At 47.9% G+C, this 15,279-nt stretch carries 11 protein-coding genes; 5 read left to right on the top strand and 6 right to left on the bottom strand.

The window, feature by feature from the left end; all coding sequences use genetic code 11:
* The first annotated feature begins 233 nt into the window (after positions 1-233).
* The gene (locus GK108_RS11760; protein WP_163947806.1) at positions 234-1,610 is read left to right on the top strand and encodes a DUF3300 domain-containing protein; all 1,377 of its coding nucleotides are present in this window, start codon (positions 234-236) and stop codon (positions 1,608-1,610) included.
* A gap of 80 nt (positions 1,611-1,690) precedes the next feature.
* Here the strand turns inward: GK108_RS11760 and GK108_RS11755 are convergent, their stop codons facing one another.
* Positions 1,691-3,196: a M28 family peptidase gene (locus GK108_RS11755; protein ID WP_163947803.1), complete on the bottom strand. Its 1,506-nt coding sequence runs from the start codon at positions 3,194-3,196 to the stop codon at positions 1,691-1,693.
* Positions 3,197-3,362: 166 nt separating this feature from the next.
* Between GK108_RS11755 and GK108_RS11750 the strand changes: the two genes are divergently transcribed.
* The 4 genes from GK108_RS11750 to GK108_RS11735 all read left to right on the top strand — a co-directional run bounded on the left by GK108_RS11750 (position 3,363) and on the right by GK108_RS11735 (position 8,406).
* A complete protein-coding gene (locus GK108_RS11750) occupies positions 3,363-4,919 on the top strand; it encodes a serine hydrolase (protein ID WP_163947800.1) in 1,557 nt (518 codons plus the stop codon).
* Positions 4,920-5,062: 143 nt separating this feature from the next.
* On the top strand, positions 5,063-5,842 hold the full coding sequence (locus GK108_RS11745; protein ID WP_163947796.1) for a carboxypeptidase-like regulatory domain-containing protein: 780 nt from the start codon (positions 5,063-5,065) through the stop codon (positions 5,840-5,842).
* Between the two features lie 244 nt (positions 5,843-6,086).
* Complete coding sequence (locus GK108_RS11740) at positions 6,087-6,602, top strand: gluconate 2-dehydrogenase subunit 3 family protein (RefSeq protein ID WP_163948595.1); 516 nt, start codon at positions 6,087-6,089, stop codon at positions 6,600-6,602.
* A gap of 91 nt (positions 6,603-6,693) precedes the next feature.
* Positions 6,694-8,406 (top strand): GMC oxidoreductase, encoded by a 1,713-nt coding sequence (locus GK108_RS11735; RefSeq protein ID WP_163947793.1) that lies wholly within the window; start codon positions 6,694-6,696, stop codon positions 8,404-8,406.
* A 464-nt stretch (positions 8,407-8,870) separates the two neighbouring features.
* Here the strand turns inward: GK108_RS11735 and GK108_RS11730 are convergent, their stop codons facing one another.
* The 5 genes from GK108_RS11730 to GK108_RS11710 all read right to left on the bottom strand — a co-directional run bounded on the left by GK108_RS11730 (position 8,871) and on the right by GK108_RS11710 (position 15,260).
* The gene (locus tag GK108_RS11730; protein ID WP_163947790.1) at positions 8,871-10,403 is read right to left on the bottom strand and encodes an MBOAT family O-acyltransferase; all 1,533 of its coding nucleotides are present in this window, start codon (positions 10,401-10,403) and stop codon (positions 8,871-8,873) included.
* On the bottom strand, positions 10,393-11,685 hold the full coding sequence (locus GK108_RS11725; protein ID WP_163947787.1) for a DUF2029 domain-containing protein: 1,293 nt from the start codon (positions 11,683-11,685) through the stop codon (positions 10,393-10,395). The genes GK108_RS11730 and GK108_RS11725 overlap by 11 nt, the downstream gene beginning before the upstream one ends.
* Before the next feature lie 90 nt (positions 11,686-11,775).
* Positions 11,776-12,768, bottom strand: coding sequence for a glycosyltransferase (locus GK108_RS11720; RefSeq protein WP_246224844.1), 993 nt, complete (start codon positions 12,766-12,768; stop codon positions 11,776-11,778).
* A gap of 72 nt (positions 12,769-12,840) precedes the next feature.
* Positions 12,841-14,526, bottom strand: a complete 1,686-nt coding sequence (locus tag GK108_RS11715) for a hypothetical protein (protein WP_163947784.1) — start codon at positions 14,524-14,526, stop codon at positions 12,841-12,843.
* Positions 14,523-15,260, bottom strand: a complete 738-nt coding sequence (locus GK108_RS11710) for a glycosyltransferase (protein ID WP_163947779.1) — start codon at positions 15,258-15,260, stop codon at positions 14,523-14,525. The genes GK108_RS11715 and GK108_RS11710 overlap by 4 nt, the downstream gene beginning before the upstream one ends.
* Positions 15,261-15,279 lie beyond the last annotated feature (19 nt).

Below are 15,279 nucleotides of genomic sequence, written 5' to 3'. Positions count from 1 at the left end.
TAAGTTCAGGGGTGAACTTATGCTGTTCACGCTAAAAAGGCCTTTTCTTTTTAACGAAACATTAACCTGTATTTCATTACTTTTTTAGGACTCAAACTGTTTTTTGCATAGACAATGAACCAACCCGATGTCTGCTAAATCTGGCGCCGGTTTTCGTGGCATCGGGCTAGATCGTTGTAAAACTAACAAGATCGTCCAACGAGGAGACATAAACTCCTTAGATACACTGAGCCATGAAAGCGTTCACTCAATTAATATCCCCCAAATCGCTGCTACTTGCTCTTGGACTGTTGACAGCACTCTGGCAACCCTCCGTTGCTCAGTCCATCGACAGTAATTCTCAGTCCGTTATTCGTACGGATCAAACCATCGTACCAGCCATTGCACCGTATCGCGACGATGTTCGTCGGTCAATACTAATCGTTAGTGAAAACCCGGACGTACTGAATCAATTAGCTCAGCAACGGGAATCGACCCAGCAGGCGTTTACGAGTCTGATTCAATCGTTTGGCCAAAATAAACAGGCCTGGTTTTACGATCTGGCCCGTTATCCCGACGTAATGCATGTGCTGGCTACGTTACCAGCCGGAGCCACTGAATCGTCTGTGAAAGACTTGACGAAAACTCTGCCAGCCGATTTGCAGACATCAGCCTGGAAGCTGTATCGGCACCACCACGACGATCTGGTTCAGGTCGACAATCTGAACCAACAGGCACAGCAAACATTCGATAATCTGATCGGGTCCCTTGACGTTACGTCCCAGCAGGCGTTTCGGCAGTTGCTCGATATGCCAGATGTGTTGAGTCAACTGACCGATCATCTGGATAAAACCAAACAACTGGGAGATGCCTATCGGGAAAATCCAGATCAGGTCACCAACGATCTGACTGCTTTGCACGATAGCCTGGCGGTGCAGAACCAGCAGGAATTGGCTGATTACCAAAAAGAACTGAACAGCGATCCACAGGCGCGTCAGGAATTGCAGCAGGCTAGTCAGGCGTATGCGCAGGCTAACGGCTATACGACGATAAACCCTAATCCGGCCTGGGTGAATAGCTCGTACTATTATCAGAACCCTTATTCGTTCTGGTTTGGTTATCCATACTGGTACGCATCTCCACTGTGGTATCCGTCTGCCTGGTGGTATGGTACTGGTTTCTACTACGGATTAGGTGGGAACATGGTGCTCTTCGGATTGCCATCGCTGGCCTTCTCAAACTGGTTTTTTCAGGCTGGATACCCTCGATATCCGCACTTGTACAACCGCTTCAACAATTACTACGTCCGTAACATGGGAGAACATCGTTATTGGACGGCGGGTAATGCCGGATTCATGAATGCAGCCCATCGGGCGTTTGGTCCAACGGCTGGTTTTCCCACTAACCGGGCCAACTGGCTCACCCGAGCCGGACAATATAACCGTCCCGGAAGCTGGACAAACACGTCTCGTGTGTCAACTCCTGGCCGTTATATGGATGCCAACGCTGGTGGCTATCATGCGCAGGCGTGGGGTGGTGCCCGTACCTTCAGCGGAGGTGGTTTCCGGGGAGGGAGCTTTGGGGGTGGCTTCCATGGGGGCGGAGGTTTTCATGGCGGAGGCCGACGGTAAACGTAAATAGGACTTAATAGAGTTGGGTTTATGGTTGGATTAACTCCAGGTGAGTGCCAATCATAAACCCAACTGTTTAGCTACCGTTCTAATTTAAACCCTTCGTCAACCCGAACCCGTTGCGGTCGATTGGCTACATCCCACCCTGTAAGATAAATCCAGCGGGCAATGCGCGTAACTTTATCGGTGTTAATACGTTCCGGTTCGTCTTTGGGCGTGTGATAATCTGGGTGAAGCAACGTAGTGAAAGCGATTGCCGGAATATTGGCCCGAGCGTAGGGGAGGTGATCCGAACGGAAATACCAGCCTTCGGGGTGCTCGGGTTTATCCCACAGTGTATCCAGTTTAAAATGCGCTTCAGACTGGTTAGCGCTCAGGGCTACGTTGACCAGATCAGCTGAGTTACGATGGGGGGGCTGCTGTCCCAAAATACAGGCGCTATCGGGCGCATTTCGACCAATCATTTCTGCATTCAATACGGCAACGATTGATCCTTTAGGCACGGTAGGCTTTTCTACGTAATACCGTGAGCCTAACAATCCACGTTCTTCGGCTCCGTGGAAAACAAAGAGCGCCGATCGTTTACCGGGTTGTTTAGCAAAAGCCCGCCCGATCGCCATTGTGGCCACACAGCCACTGGCATTATCGTCGGCTCCATTCCAGATCGAGTCTCCGGCTACTGCGCGACGAACTCCGTCGTGATCCTGATGCGTACTGAACAGTACGTATTCATCTTTGAGTTTTGGATCAGTACCGGGCACTTTCGCTACGATATTAACCGACGGATAATTGAAGCTTTCTACATTCACTACGTTGGTAAACTGCTGACCTGGTTGTTTTATCCAGTCGAGGGCGCTGGCTGGGAGCCATACTGTAGGCGCTTGCGAGAAAATTCGCGTATTAGGTCCGCCGGGGAGATCGTATCGACCACGTTCGAGGCTGGTGGTCCAGCGGTCAAAATAAAACTGAGCGTCGGCGTTCGATATCCAGATCACGGCCAGAGCACCCGCTTTGACCAGTTCGGCAGCCCGGCGAGCCATCGTACCGAATAAAAACCGACGATAACTCAGTTCGACCGGAGCAGTGCCCGAAAACTCCAGGGCTACTGCTTTCCCTTTTATATCTACCTTGGCCAGCTCTTCGGGCGTTCCTTTGCCAACAAAGACTAGGGGAGCATCCACCGAGGCAATGGCTGGTGCCAGCAGAAAGGCATCCTGACCGTGGGTTAGCTGATGCGTTCCAATCTGCAGGCGGCTGGTTTCAGTGATGCGGGTACGCTGAATATGAAAGAACTGGAAAAAAGTGCCGTCGTCGCCAGCGGGTTGTAAGCCCATGGCCCGCAATTGATCGGCAATCCAAACAGACGCTTTTAACTCATCCAGTGAGCCCCCTTCACGGCCTCGAAAATGGTCGCCCGCCAAAGCAAACAGATCCCGTTTAATGTCACTCTCTTTAATGGCAGATATGGCGTTGGCTGTCTTACGACTGTTTGGTTGAGCATGGCTAAACGTAGCGAATAGCAGTGCCAGTAAGGTCGCCGTACATAGCGACTGTACGAATATCCGTCTGAAATTCAGGTAAATCATTGTTTCGTTATACGTTGATTATTGGGTCAAAACAAATGTACGTAGGTCATGGCCGATATGCTGCATTATCCAGCAGGATTTACAGAGTAACTGGGCGGAAATCTGCTTCAGACCATAAATGCTGTCCACGATAAATCCGTACCTTGTCAATATAAAGCAACCTGTCATGAAACACGTATCCTTCCTTTTATTACTGGCTTTTACGGTTTTTGCCGGTGAGAAACTATCCGCCCAGTCGAAGAAAACGGCTACCGCACCAACAACTCAATTTGATACGTATGTCCAGCAGGCCGTCCAGGACTGGAACGTGCCGGGCCTAACCGTTACGGTGGTTAAAGAGGGGCGGGTTGTGTTTAAAAAGGGATATGGAGTGCGGGTGCTTGGTAAACCGGATGCCGTTAATACGCAAACACTTTTTGCGATGGCGTCGACCACCAAGGCGATGACGGCGGCTTGTTTGGGGATGCTCGTTGACGAAGGAAAACTGCGGTGGGATGATGCCGTTATTGATATTCTGCCCGATTTTCAATTCTACGATCCAGCGGTTACCCGCGAAGTGCGGGTTCGGGATTTGCTCATCCATAACACGGGCGTCGGTAATGCGGACTATCTGTGGGCAGCCATGCAGATTCCTTCCGACGAAATTCTACGCCGGGTTCGATTGGTAAAGCCTTCCTACTCGTTCCGGTCAAGTTTTATTTATCAGAACATCATGTATCTGGCTGCCGGAAAAGTGATTGAAAAGGTGAGTGGAATGCCCTGGGAGGTGTTTATTCGTAAACGTATTTTTGAACCACTCAACATGACCCGCACAAAGGCGATGTTTAAGGACGTAGCGGATGAAAACCGGGCGAAGCCACATATTGACATAAAAGACACCATCCGATTGGTTGACAGCCGGACGGAAGAAGGGCTGGTTGATGCTGTTGGGCCAGCTGGTTCGGTATGGACGTGCCCCGACGACGTAGCCGCCTGGATGCAGTGTATGCTGGATAGTGGTCGATTTGCCGGGAAAGCGCTACTCAAACCCGCCACCTGGGCCGAGTTGTTCAAACCACAAACACTCGTAACGGATAGCCAATTTTATCCGACGCAGCGACTCACTAAGCCGTCCTGGAAAACATACGGTCTGGGCTGGTTTCAACACGATTACAGAGGGCATCGTGTTAATTTTCATACGGGTAGTCTGACAGGCATGGTGGCCATTCACGGGCAATTGCCGGATCAGAAAGTAGCGGTCTATGTTCAGGGGAATCTGGATCATGTAGAAATTCGCCATGCGATCATGTACCGGGCTTTCGATGAGTTTGGCCTGGGTTCGCCCCGCGACTGGAGCAAAGAGCTCCGGCAACTGTATGGAGACTTGAGGCAGAAAACCAAGCTTGCCGAACAAAAACAGGACAGTCTGCGCGTCCTGAACACCAAACCATCACTGGCACTGACCAATTATGTTGGTAGTTACAGTAGCCCCTTGTATGGCAAGGCTGAGGTTACTATACAGGCGGGAAAGCTTCATGTTGCTCTGAACAATTTATTGACTGGAAGACTCGATCATTGGCATTTCGATACGTTTCAAATGGTTTACGACCAATTCTGGAATGGTCGCGACCCGATTAGTTTTGAGCTAAATACACAGGGTAACGTAGCGAAACTGGTGTGGAATGGGGCTGAGTTGACGAAAGTGCTACAGGGAGACGGAAAAACCGTGGCTGGGGGGCAATAGGTGTTAAAGCACAATAAAATACCCAATACGTGCTAAGTTTTCTTCAGCTTATCCATCGTTTATCGCATTCTACTCGTATCGTCGTGGAATAGTTCTGCTCATGACCTCAATTTTGTTCTGTTAAACAACAACTAACAGGACACATGATCCATTCACTACGTACGTTCACTATGGTCTGCCTGGTCGGCAGTTTATTGGCCATTACGGCCTGCAACAATCCATCTGTCGATCCTGATAAGCCTGGCTCCTCAGGGACAGACGGTTATCTGGTCGGTAAAGTAGTGGACCCGCAGGGACAACCTCTACCCAAAGCTACCGTTTATATTGACCACACTGTACTAACCGGGAATGGTCCTGAAGTGAAAACCGCAGCCGATGGTTCGTATAAAATGCAGATGATCAATCTGGCTGGGCAATGGGTGGCAAAAGGGTATATTCTCAGGCAATACAATAATCGGGTGTACAAAATTGCCCTCGATCCTGAAAACGAAGAATCATTCACAAGTACAGAAAAACCGGTCAGGAATTTCCAGTGGAAGTTAACGGGCCACATTCCTGATTTAAGTCTGGATCTGTATTACGGAGGCACCATTGAGATGTTTCGCGACCCGAACGTTACTGATTTTAACGATAACGAAAATATTGAATTCACCTTAACGCCCGTTGGGCCACTGATCGATGGGTCGACGGGTAAGGTGCTGAAACTTCGGTCGAAAAAACGCTACGATACGTTCCTGAAAGACGTACCGATGGGCCGATATGCCATCACGGCTACGTATAAACCAACCGGTGAGCAACTGCTCGTATGCGATGCGTGGGGTGACGAATTTACTTATCAGCCGTCCGTGACGCTGGACTTTCTCGGCACAGAATCGGCTTATCGCTCCAATAATATGGGCGTTGCATACACCCGACGTAATTAGCTGTCGCAAGCAAAATGACTCCCCACTTCTCAAACAAGGAGAGTGGGGAATTTTCTATTTATAAAGGAAGTGTAATAGAGTCGAGCCCTGAAAAGGACGGATGCTATCTTAGGGAAAACACTAATTCTGTTGTTCAGAAGAGGTTTCGGGATGGAATATGCCTGATTAGTTTTATTGGTTTAGTATCTTTGGTATAGTAAACTGATCATATCCTGCTGTGGAACGACGTAGTGCGCTTAAATCAATGGCAGTGGCCGCTGGTGCTCTTATAAACCTGCCAGCCTGGGCTACTAACTGGACCGCTGAAACGGTTAAGCATACCCCTAACTTTCTCTCGTCCGGCCAGGGCGATTTGCTCGGAGACATAGCCGAGACCATTATTCCTGCTACTGATACGCCTGGTGCAAAAGCCCTGAATGTGCATCAATTTATTCAGAAGGTTGTGGCCGATTGCTACGATAGCGCCACGCAGAATAACGTCCGAAATGGATTGACACTGGTGGAAGAACAGGCTCAGAAAAGCTTTGGTAAACCCTTTGCCCAGGCCGATTCAGCCCAACGTATGGCCTTGCTTACGCAGTTGTCGAAATCCGACGACGCGGCCCAGAAGGAATTCTACTCACTGGTAAAAGGGCTGACTGTTCGGGGCTACATGAATTCGGAATACGTAATGACCAACCTGACGCATTACCAGATGATTCCGGGTCATTATTATGGTTGTGTGCCGGTACCAACCAAAGCAGTTTCTCAAACGAAGTAAAACCTATCGTTCTTGGTTGATAGCTCCTGCAATTTGATACGTCTGTTGAAGAAGACGTTGGGACTTAAACCAAGAACAGTGAACCATAATTATGGCAAATTTGACTATTGACGCCAAAGCACAGAATACCTACGATGCGATTGTAATTGGATCGGGAATCAGTGGGGGATGGGCCGCGAAAGAATTAACGGGTAAAGGACTCCGGACGCTCGTTTTGGAACGTGGTCGGGATGTTCGGCACGTAACCGATTACCCAACAACTATGATGCAGCCCTGGGAGTTTGAACACCGGGGACAGCTCACCAAAGAAGTAAAGGATGCCAATCCTATTATCAGTAAATGTTACGCCTTCTATGAAGGTACGCAGCAGTTTTTCGTAAAAGATGCCGAGCATCCTTACATACAGGAGAAGCCATTCGACTGGATTCGGGGTTATCAGGTTGGTGGAAAATCATTGATGTGGGCTCGTCAGACACAGCGCTGGAGCGACTTTGACTTTCAGGGGCCCGCCCGCGATGGGTTTGCCGTTGACTGGCCAATCCGTTACGCTGATCTGGCTCCCTGGTATAGCTACGTGGAACGCTTTGCGGGAATTACCGGAAACAAGGACGGTCTGGATACACTGCCCGACGGCGAGTTTCTGCCGCCCCACGAATGGAACTGCGTTGAAAAACATTTTCAAAAATCAATTGCCGGTCGGTATAAAGATCGACACGTCATTATGGGTCGGGCGGCCCATATTACGAAGCCGCAGCCGATTCATTTGCAGCAGGGACGAGCGCAGTGCCAGCATCGTACGATTTGCGAGCGCGGATGTCCATTTGGGGGTTATTTCAGCAGTAATTCATCAACCATTCCGTGGGCGGCTAAAACCGGCAAAATGACGTTACGTCCGAATTCGGTGGTGCATTCGATCATCTATGACGAACAGAAAGGCCGGGCGACCGGGGTTCGGATCATTGATGCGAACACAAAGCAGATGCAGGAGTTTTATGCTCGTGTCATCTTCCTGAATGCAGCCGCACTGAACTCTAACCTGATTTTGCTGAACTCAACGTCGAATCGTTTTCCGAACGGATTAGGAAACGACAGTGGTGTTCTGGGTAAATACGTAGCCTTTCATAATTATCGGGCTGGTATTTCGGCCGAATACGACGGAAATCTGGAGTCAACAACGGATGGCCGCCGACCCAATGGCCCGTATATTCCCCGCTTTCGGAATGTATATAAACAGGAAACGGATTTTCTGAGAGGGTACGCAGCGGGATTCTCCGCCAATCGTATTTCGCGGTCTAATCAAAGTGGGCTTGGGGCTGATTTGAAGCATAGTCTGCTCAATCCTGAACTAGGCGGCTGGAGTGTAGGATCGCACATGATGGGCGAAACCATTCCTAAAGAAAGTAACTACGTAGCACTCGACAAGAGTCTGAAAGATCCGTTCGGTATTCCGCAACTAAAAATTTCGATCGATTATGATGATAATGACGATAAGATGGTGAAGGATTACCAGGAGCAAATGACCGAGATGTTTACGGCCGCCGGATTCAAGAACATTCGTCTTCGCGATGATCACCGGAATCCGGGTCTGGATATTCACGAAATGGGTGGCGTTCGGATGGGTAAAGACCCGAAGACATCGATGCTGAACAAATGGAACCAGATGCACGCCGTGAAGAATGTCTTCGTAACTGATGGTGCCAGTATGACATCGACATCAACGCAGAACCCATCGCTAACTTACATGGCATTCAGCGCGCGGGCTGTAGATTATGCCGTCAAAGCGATGAAGAAAGGCCTGGTATAAAAAACAAAACATAGTTAATGCAGAAAGCCGCTTGCCTCTGGTGAGCGGCTTTTATAGTGTACTAGCAGAAATATATGTATTGAAATGGCCAATGCCCTGATCGGTTTATCGCTTGCGAAGTGAACGCAAGGTTATTAGATCAGACATGGCTTTTCCGCAAGGGCTATCATCTTTCTGGTAACGTATTAGCACATTTGTACTATCCACTTTGGAATACGTATCGGGTATGTCTGAATGAGTTCGGTAGTTGGTTGAACCAACCCGGACTACCCAACCACCACAGCAAGAGCACATAGTACTAATTTCTGGGTGATAGAGAACGGCTGGTTCTTCTTTTGGTTTAATGAACTGGCAGCCAGTCGTTAAAATAAACGTTAATAAGGATAGTAAACTGCGCATAATCCATTCGGTTATGAGCAGAAGAGTCTATTTCAGGGCTTTGGGTTGTAATGCTACGTAGGTTATCAGAACTGAAAATAAATAAACTGGTTTGACGAGAAGACGCCAAACAGATACGTAACGAACGTAATGAGTACAAACAAGACAGCGAATACCTTGGTGTTACGGGTCGGTATGTACAAATAGAAGTACTCTTTCACCAGCAGGAACACGATCAGAAAGAGGCTAAACCACATTTCGGTTGTGTTCATTGGACTATCAATCGTGTCGCTGGGCGACAACGTAGCAATACGCTGGAGTATCACAAAGGCGTCGTGTACACTTCTGGCCCGGAAGAAAACCCAGGTCAGCATAATGAGCACAAACGTGATCAGTACGTTAACGACCACCCGAATAGGCGAGCGATTGGCCTGTTGTTCGCTGGCGGGCGAGGTTACCATACGCGGAGGAGTAGACGAAAACCCAAGTCGGGCCAGTAATTTATCGCGCAGAACGGCCAGAACCTGATAAAACCCATTTAATCCTCCCCAGATTACATACGTCCAGTTTGGCCCGTGCCACAGACCACTTGCCAGAAAAACGATCAGCATGTTGACGTACTGCCGGAACTCGCCCTTACGGTTACCGCCCAGTGGAATGTAGAGATAATCCCGGAACCAGGTGGACAGCGAGATATGCCAGCGTCGCCAGAACTCAGAAATAGACTGCGCAATGTAGGGCGTCCGGAAGTTTTCCATGAGCGTAAAACCCATGACACGGGCTGAACCAATGGCAATATCTGAATAGCCCGAAAAGTCGCAATAAATCTGAATCGTATAGAAAAAAGTTCCGGCCAAAAGTGTCAGGCCATTGTGCGAAGATGGGTTATCGTAGGCAAAATCAACCAGCATAGCCAGCCGGTCGGCAATGACAACTTTTTTGAAAAAACCGAACGCCATCTGCATCAGACCTGCCTTTACATTCTCGGCATCATAAGGAAATCGCTTGTGAAACTGCCACAATACGTTCTGAGGGCGCTCGATAGGACCCGCAACGAGCTGCGGATAGAACATGACATACAGGGCATAAATACCGAAATGACGCTCGGCTTTCTGATTGCCACGGTATACCTCAATGGTATAACTCATGGCCTGAAACGTGTGGAATGAAAGGCCAACGGGCAGTATGCTCATATTTTCCCGAAAAGACGTAACGCCGTATTCGCCGAAAAAATGAAGTACTTTAATGAACAGTCGATTCCCGATATTGAAAACCTGATCGGCCACACTCGGCATATTGATAGCCTCAAAAAACCAGGAAAGGTTCTCTGTAAAGAAGCCCAGATATTTGAAAAAGGCCAGTATACCTACATTCGTTACTAAGGATATAATCAGCAGCCATCGTCGAGTGGAGCCGCTCGATTTCTCAATCCAGATACCTGCTACGTAATCAATGACGATTGTTAACAGCAGGATGAGAATGTAGGCAGGCTTGAATACCATGTAGAAGTAGCAACTGGCTAGCAACAACAGTATCCAGCGCCCCCGCCATTTCAACCCGAAGTAGGCAAGGGTGACAACAATGAAGAATAGTAAAAACTGTAGAGAGTTAAACAGCATAGGGCTTAGCCATCGAAATCCGTTTGGATTTGCGGAGCGCGTTCATGGCCTGAATGGCGTAGTAGATAAAACCGATTACAATTAAAATTTCGATCAGATACTCCAGCGCAGCTTTTGGATCGCCAAACGCCGACAACCGATCGTAATAAGGCTGGCCAAGACGCCACCACAATGAAGGGTGAATGGCTGCCAGAATGTTGAAGCCTACCAGGCCAACGCTGTACCAGACGCGCCGGAAATCAGTCAGCGTGAAGATCAGCGGTAGCATAAACAGATAAGCATAGTTGCTAATCGCATTTTGCTGAACGACACTCATGATGCTGTAGGTGAGTATATAGATAAAGGGAATGTAATCTTTATACTGCCAGTTCGCATGCTTGACCCGGATGCGCCATACACCAGCCAGCATAACAAATAACGTAACAATAAGACCTCCCCATTTCCAGATGCCGGAAGCGGCTCGTAGCCCATCACTCAAGATGGGGTTCAACAAGGAGCGCCAGTTGGGAGCCTTTAGCCAATCTCCTTCGTGCGACTGCTGCTCAATAAAGAGTGGCCCCGCTTTCCAGAAAATAAAGAGTGCAACTGGCAGTCCGATAATTGCCAACCCCGCTGTAAATCGAATGGCGGCCTGTCTATTGGACAAGGTTAGTAACCAGACAGGAATCAGTAAAAGCACAAAAACGGCTTTGGTCGCCAGCATACCCAGGCCCAGTACTAAACCCGCTGCAAACGGTCTGGACGGCATAAGTGGAAGAGCCAGTAGCGCAAATAACCATAAAATAACGTCCTCCTGCCCACTAAAGACGCACATCACGAAAGGCAGCGGCAGGAAATAATAGAACACTCCCCTAAATAGCCGTTCGCCCAGTGTTTCCTGCGTCTGATAGTAGCGGAACGTTAACCGGACGGCTAGCCATTCAACAATCATCATGGCCAAAACAACCATGCGCATATCGCTCCATAAACTCAGAAACGGTGCCAGCCAGTAACCAAACAGGGGAGAATAGCAGCTGTAGACATCACGATAGGGAATGCCCCCTTCCAGCGCCGACATCCCAATCGGGTAATAGAACGTAGCGACATCGGATTGCGGCTGATAGCCCAAAATAATATACGTTACTATAAATGGAAGCAAACGTAGCACGATCCAACAGCCATCAAGAACCCAGGTTCCTGTTTGCTGCAGCAGCTTTGTTACCCTTAACCGTTGCCATAACAGTCCCAGCAGGGTGAGACCCAGGGCAACAGAAACGGCTGTTTTGATATAAACAATAAGCATAAACCAATGAAGTTTATGGTTTGTGATTTTTAGTTGTTGTGTTCAGTAAATTGATACAAAGGCGAAAATAGCTCTGCATCAGCTCACTGCTTAATATACTTTTTCAAGGCGTTCAATAAAATCCTTGAACTGACGGGCGGGTACAAACTGTGGCTGAATTCTGTAAGAAAGCACAATAAATACCAGCAGTAATGAAATAAGAAACGCCTGTAAAATGACGATCAGGAACGACGTTGTTAAATAACTGGTCCAGCCAGGAATGGATGTGTTGGTAAAGAACTTCAAATACATCAGTATACCAATACCAAAAATCGACACAACGACCATCAACACGCAAAATAACGCGAGCCGAACAGCGGTCGTATCAATCAGCACCGATACGGCACTCAGACCATGTAGAACCAATGAAACAAAGTTCATTTTTGATTCGCCAGCCAGCCGACGACCTCGTTCCAGTGGAATGGCTGTATAAGGCAAACGGGAACGAATAACACCTCCCGGATAATTATTCCAGATTTCAGAAACATGCGCCAGTTTTCGCAGCTGGGTAGCTGGGACCAGACTGAAATTCCCGAACGTAATGACTTTGCCGGTAAGTAGCCGAAAGACGGATTTGTAAACTATATAAAACGAACGGAATACCAGGCTTTCGTGGCGTTTAGAGCGATGAGCAAATACGACATGACCCGGTTGCTCGACGCTACGTTGTACGAGCTTGCCGATATCTTCCGGCCGATCTTCGCCATCCGAATCCATAACTATAGTCGGATGCTGATCGGGCTGATCGGCTAGATAAGCCAGACCGAGCGCAATCGCTTTCTGATGACCAACATTGCGGTAAAGCCTAAGAATGGACAGCGATTGACCAATGCCCGTCGGCAACGTTTCGTAATTGATAGCGGAGCAATCGTCGACAATCAAAAAAGCAAGACGACTACGTATAGGTTCGTCAACCACAGATTGAATTCGCTCTAACAGCAGGCCAACAGCCAGCCAATCATTAAAAAGTGGAATGACAACGTTTATCCGATCAGGTAGTGAATGGGGTGTATTAGCCAACGTAATGGGAGGTTTGAGCGGCAAAAATAGGGTATTATCCTAAAAAACGACCGGACGACTTAGCGTATAGCACATCGCGTTTGCTAATGAATCTCATCATGGCACATCAACCCATTGATTACCAAACTGAATATCAGTATGATCGGGGTACGTTCGGAGTAGCCCTAATCGATAACGACCAGTCTGCATGATATAAATAGGCATAGGGGTCGAAAAGCCGGGTTCTATGCGCCATGGGTTAATTGTAAGGGGACGTTTGGGCGCTGCAAACAGCAAATAAACCAGACTGTCCGATTTCATAATCAGATACGTAGCGGTATTCAAACCAACCTTATAATCTGGTTCGTTACTCGTCGCAATAATGTAGTCGCCCTGCCGTCTTATAGCTAACGTTGTGGTTGCTGTGGTCGTACTGACGGGCGCTTTTACTTTATGTTCGTCGGGCGTAATGGCTGGATCGGGTAGGTGATACCAATCCTTTTTGGCCATTAGCATGGTGAGAGAATCAATGTAATCGCCTAGGTTTGAGTTGCGGGTACCACCAAGACCGATATGGCTTTCCCGCTGGTTGAAGACTTGGCCCTGCATGTGTTTTCTTCGTTCGATAGCCTCTGGTACGTATGTATAATAGCTAATTACGTTAACCAGAACAAACAATAACCATACGGCTGGCCAGATTTTGGGCCGCAACCTGGTCGATAATTGATCGAAAAGTACCAGACTGGCAACCGCCCAGAGTGCCAGGGCATAAATTCGGTACGGTATATGAATAACCATACCGAAGTAGAAGCGTATCCGGAAAAAAGCAATGAGTCCAATGTTGACCAGCAGGAACAGAAGACAGCCAAAAACAAACGTTTCGAAAAACAATGTATTTTTTCTGGAACGAAATAGAATCTTGAAAAACCAGTAACCGAGACCGGTTACTAAAATCAACCCTGCCAGAAAAGGTAAATAGTACCGGTGTTTTTCGGGAAGAGTAGGGAACAGGTCGAAAGGGCTACCCGCAAAAATTAGAAAGCCAGCTATTGTTTGAAAAGGATGTTGAAGAATATAGCTGAAACCCTGGGCATTACCCTGCTGTACTGGATAGCCCAGGAAGTATAGATAACCCCCTAAAGCGCCTACCACAATCCATATGCCCAGAGCGCTCCATCGTCGCTGAATCAGAAGCATGGCAGCGCCTGACGGCCATAGCAGCAAGCCGTTACCCATACTAAAGGTGCTAAGTAACCCTAAGGCAAGGGCTAAGGCAAGCATAAGTGGACGGTTGGTTGCCAGCACAAAAAGAGTAAGCATCACCAGGGTGATGATTGTCAGGTACTGGAGCGAAAATATGGCCGTAAACGTCATGATGTACGTTTGCGCCGTAAACAACAGAAGGGGAGCTGCCAGCAGACCGATCCGTGCATTTTGCGAATTATTTTCCCGCTTGGATAACGCAAAATAAAGCAGGCAAATCATTAGAACCAGCCCCGCATTGCCCCACAGCATTAAGTTCCCAAAGTTGATTCCTCCTGTCAGAAAGTACTGAACAAGAACCACGAGTCTGGCGTAGACAACACGGTGTTCATTGTTGGGTCGAAACAGGGCGGCCATCTTTTCGCTGAATGATGGTGCCTGTAAAAATCGATTCAGGAAATAGGGAATATTCTCGTAGTCGTCGAACCACGGAATATTATAACGCAGGGTAAAAAAATAAATGAAGAAACCGGCAATAGGCAGCAGCAATAAAAATTTTGTCAGAGATGATGATGCCAGTAGTCGGTACAAATAAGTCATACGTGTCTATAAGTGCGTTGAATTCGATACAGTTCGTACCAAATTTTAGAAATGTAATCAGAACTGATACGGGAGTCGCTTTGCTCAATCCATTGCTTAAGGGGTTGTTCAACAACATGACTCAGCACGTTTGGACGACCTCTGTATTGAATAAGTCTTGCCAGAATTTCCACATCGAAGAGCCAGGGGCTAACAAAAGGATCCCGAAACAGGTGGCCCACGACACCAGAGCGAAATACTTTGGCGCCACATTGGGTATCATAAACCGGCAACTTGAGAATGTTGCTGATTACAGTAGCTATAATTCGACCAACATAATGTCGTAAGGGATTCCTCCGAATGTCCATACCTAGATGTTTGATTCGGGAACCCATCACCAGGTCTAGTGCTGGATTGTTGTCGAGCGTGCGCGTCAAATCCTTAATGGCGTTTAGCGGAGTAGCTAAATCGGCGTCGAAAAAACCGATATAATCAAATGATTTAGATACGGATACTAACATGCCAGACTGTACGGCGCTTGCTTTTCCTTTATTAGACGGAAGTGTCTGGACATCAATTCGATCGGGGAATTGATTGCGCATGTCCTCCAGTATAAAGTTAGTTTTGTCAGTACTTCCATCGTTGACAAAACAGAAATTTACATCAGGAATTTGTTGGATATAAGAAAGAAAAGCATCTACGGGTAATCTGCCTGCTTCGTTGTAGCAAGGCACTATAATACAAACTGAAGACATAAACTCAAAACTACTAATC

This window comes from Spirosoma terrae (assembly GCF_010435915.1).
In the GTDB taxonomy this organism is placed as follows: Bacteria; Bacteroidota; Bacteroidia; order Cytophagales; family Spirosomataceae; genus Spirosoma; species Spirosoma terrae.
This window is presented reverse-complemented; position numbering and strand designations above follow the sequence as displayed.

Excerpts from the sequence above, each read along its gene's own strand:
- GK108_RS11750 (WP_163947800.1), top strand. The coding sequence starts at position 3,363 with ATGAAACACGTATCCTTCCTTTTATTACTGGCTTTTACGGTTTTTGCC.
- GK108_RS11710 (WP_163947779.1), bottom strand. The coding sequence starts at position 15,260 with ATGTCTTCAGTTTGTATTATAGTGCCTTGCTACAACGAAGCAGGCAGA.
- GK108_RS11735 (WP_163947793.1), top strand. The coding sequence starts at position 6,694 with ATGGCAAATTTGACTATTGACGCCAAAGCACAGAATACCTACGATGCG.
- GK108_RS11745 (WP_163947796.1), top strand. The coding sequence starts at position 5,063 with ATGATCCATTCACTACGTACGTTCACTATGGTCTGCCTGGTCGGCAGT.
- GK108_RS11715 (WP_163947784.1), bottom strand. The coding sequence starts at position 14,526 with ATGACTTATTTGTACCGACTACTGGCATCATCATCTCTGACAAAATTT.
- GK108_RS11730 (WP_163947790.1), bottom strand. The coding sequence starts at position 10,403 with ATGCTGTTTAACTCTCTACAGTTTTTACTATTCTTCATTGTTGTCACC.
- GK108_RS11760 (WP_163947806.1), top strand. The coding sequence starts at position 234 with ATGAAAGCGTTCACTCAATTAATATCCCCCAAATCGCTGCTACTTGCT.
- GK108_RS11740 (WP_163948595.1), top strand. The coding sequence starts at position 6,087 with ATGGCAGTGGCCGCTGGTGCTCTTATAAACCTGCCAGCCTGGGCTACT.
- GK108_RS11725 (WP_163947787.1), bottom strand. The coding sequence starts at position 11,685 with ATGCTTATTGTTTATATCAAAACAGCCGTTTCTGTTGCCCTGGGTCTC.
- GK108_RS11755 (WP_163947803.1), bottom strand. The coding sequence starts at position 3,196 with ATGATTTACCTGAATTTCAGACGGATATTCGTACAGTCGCTATGTACG.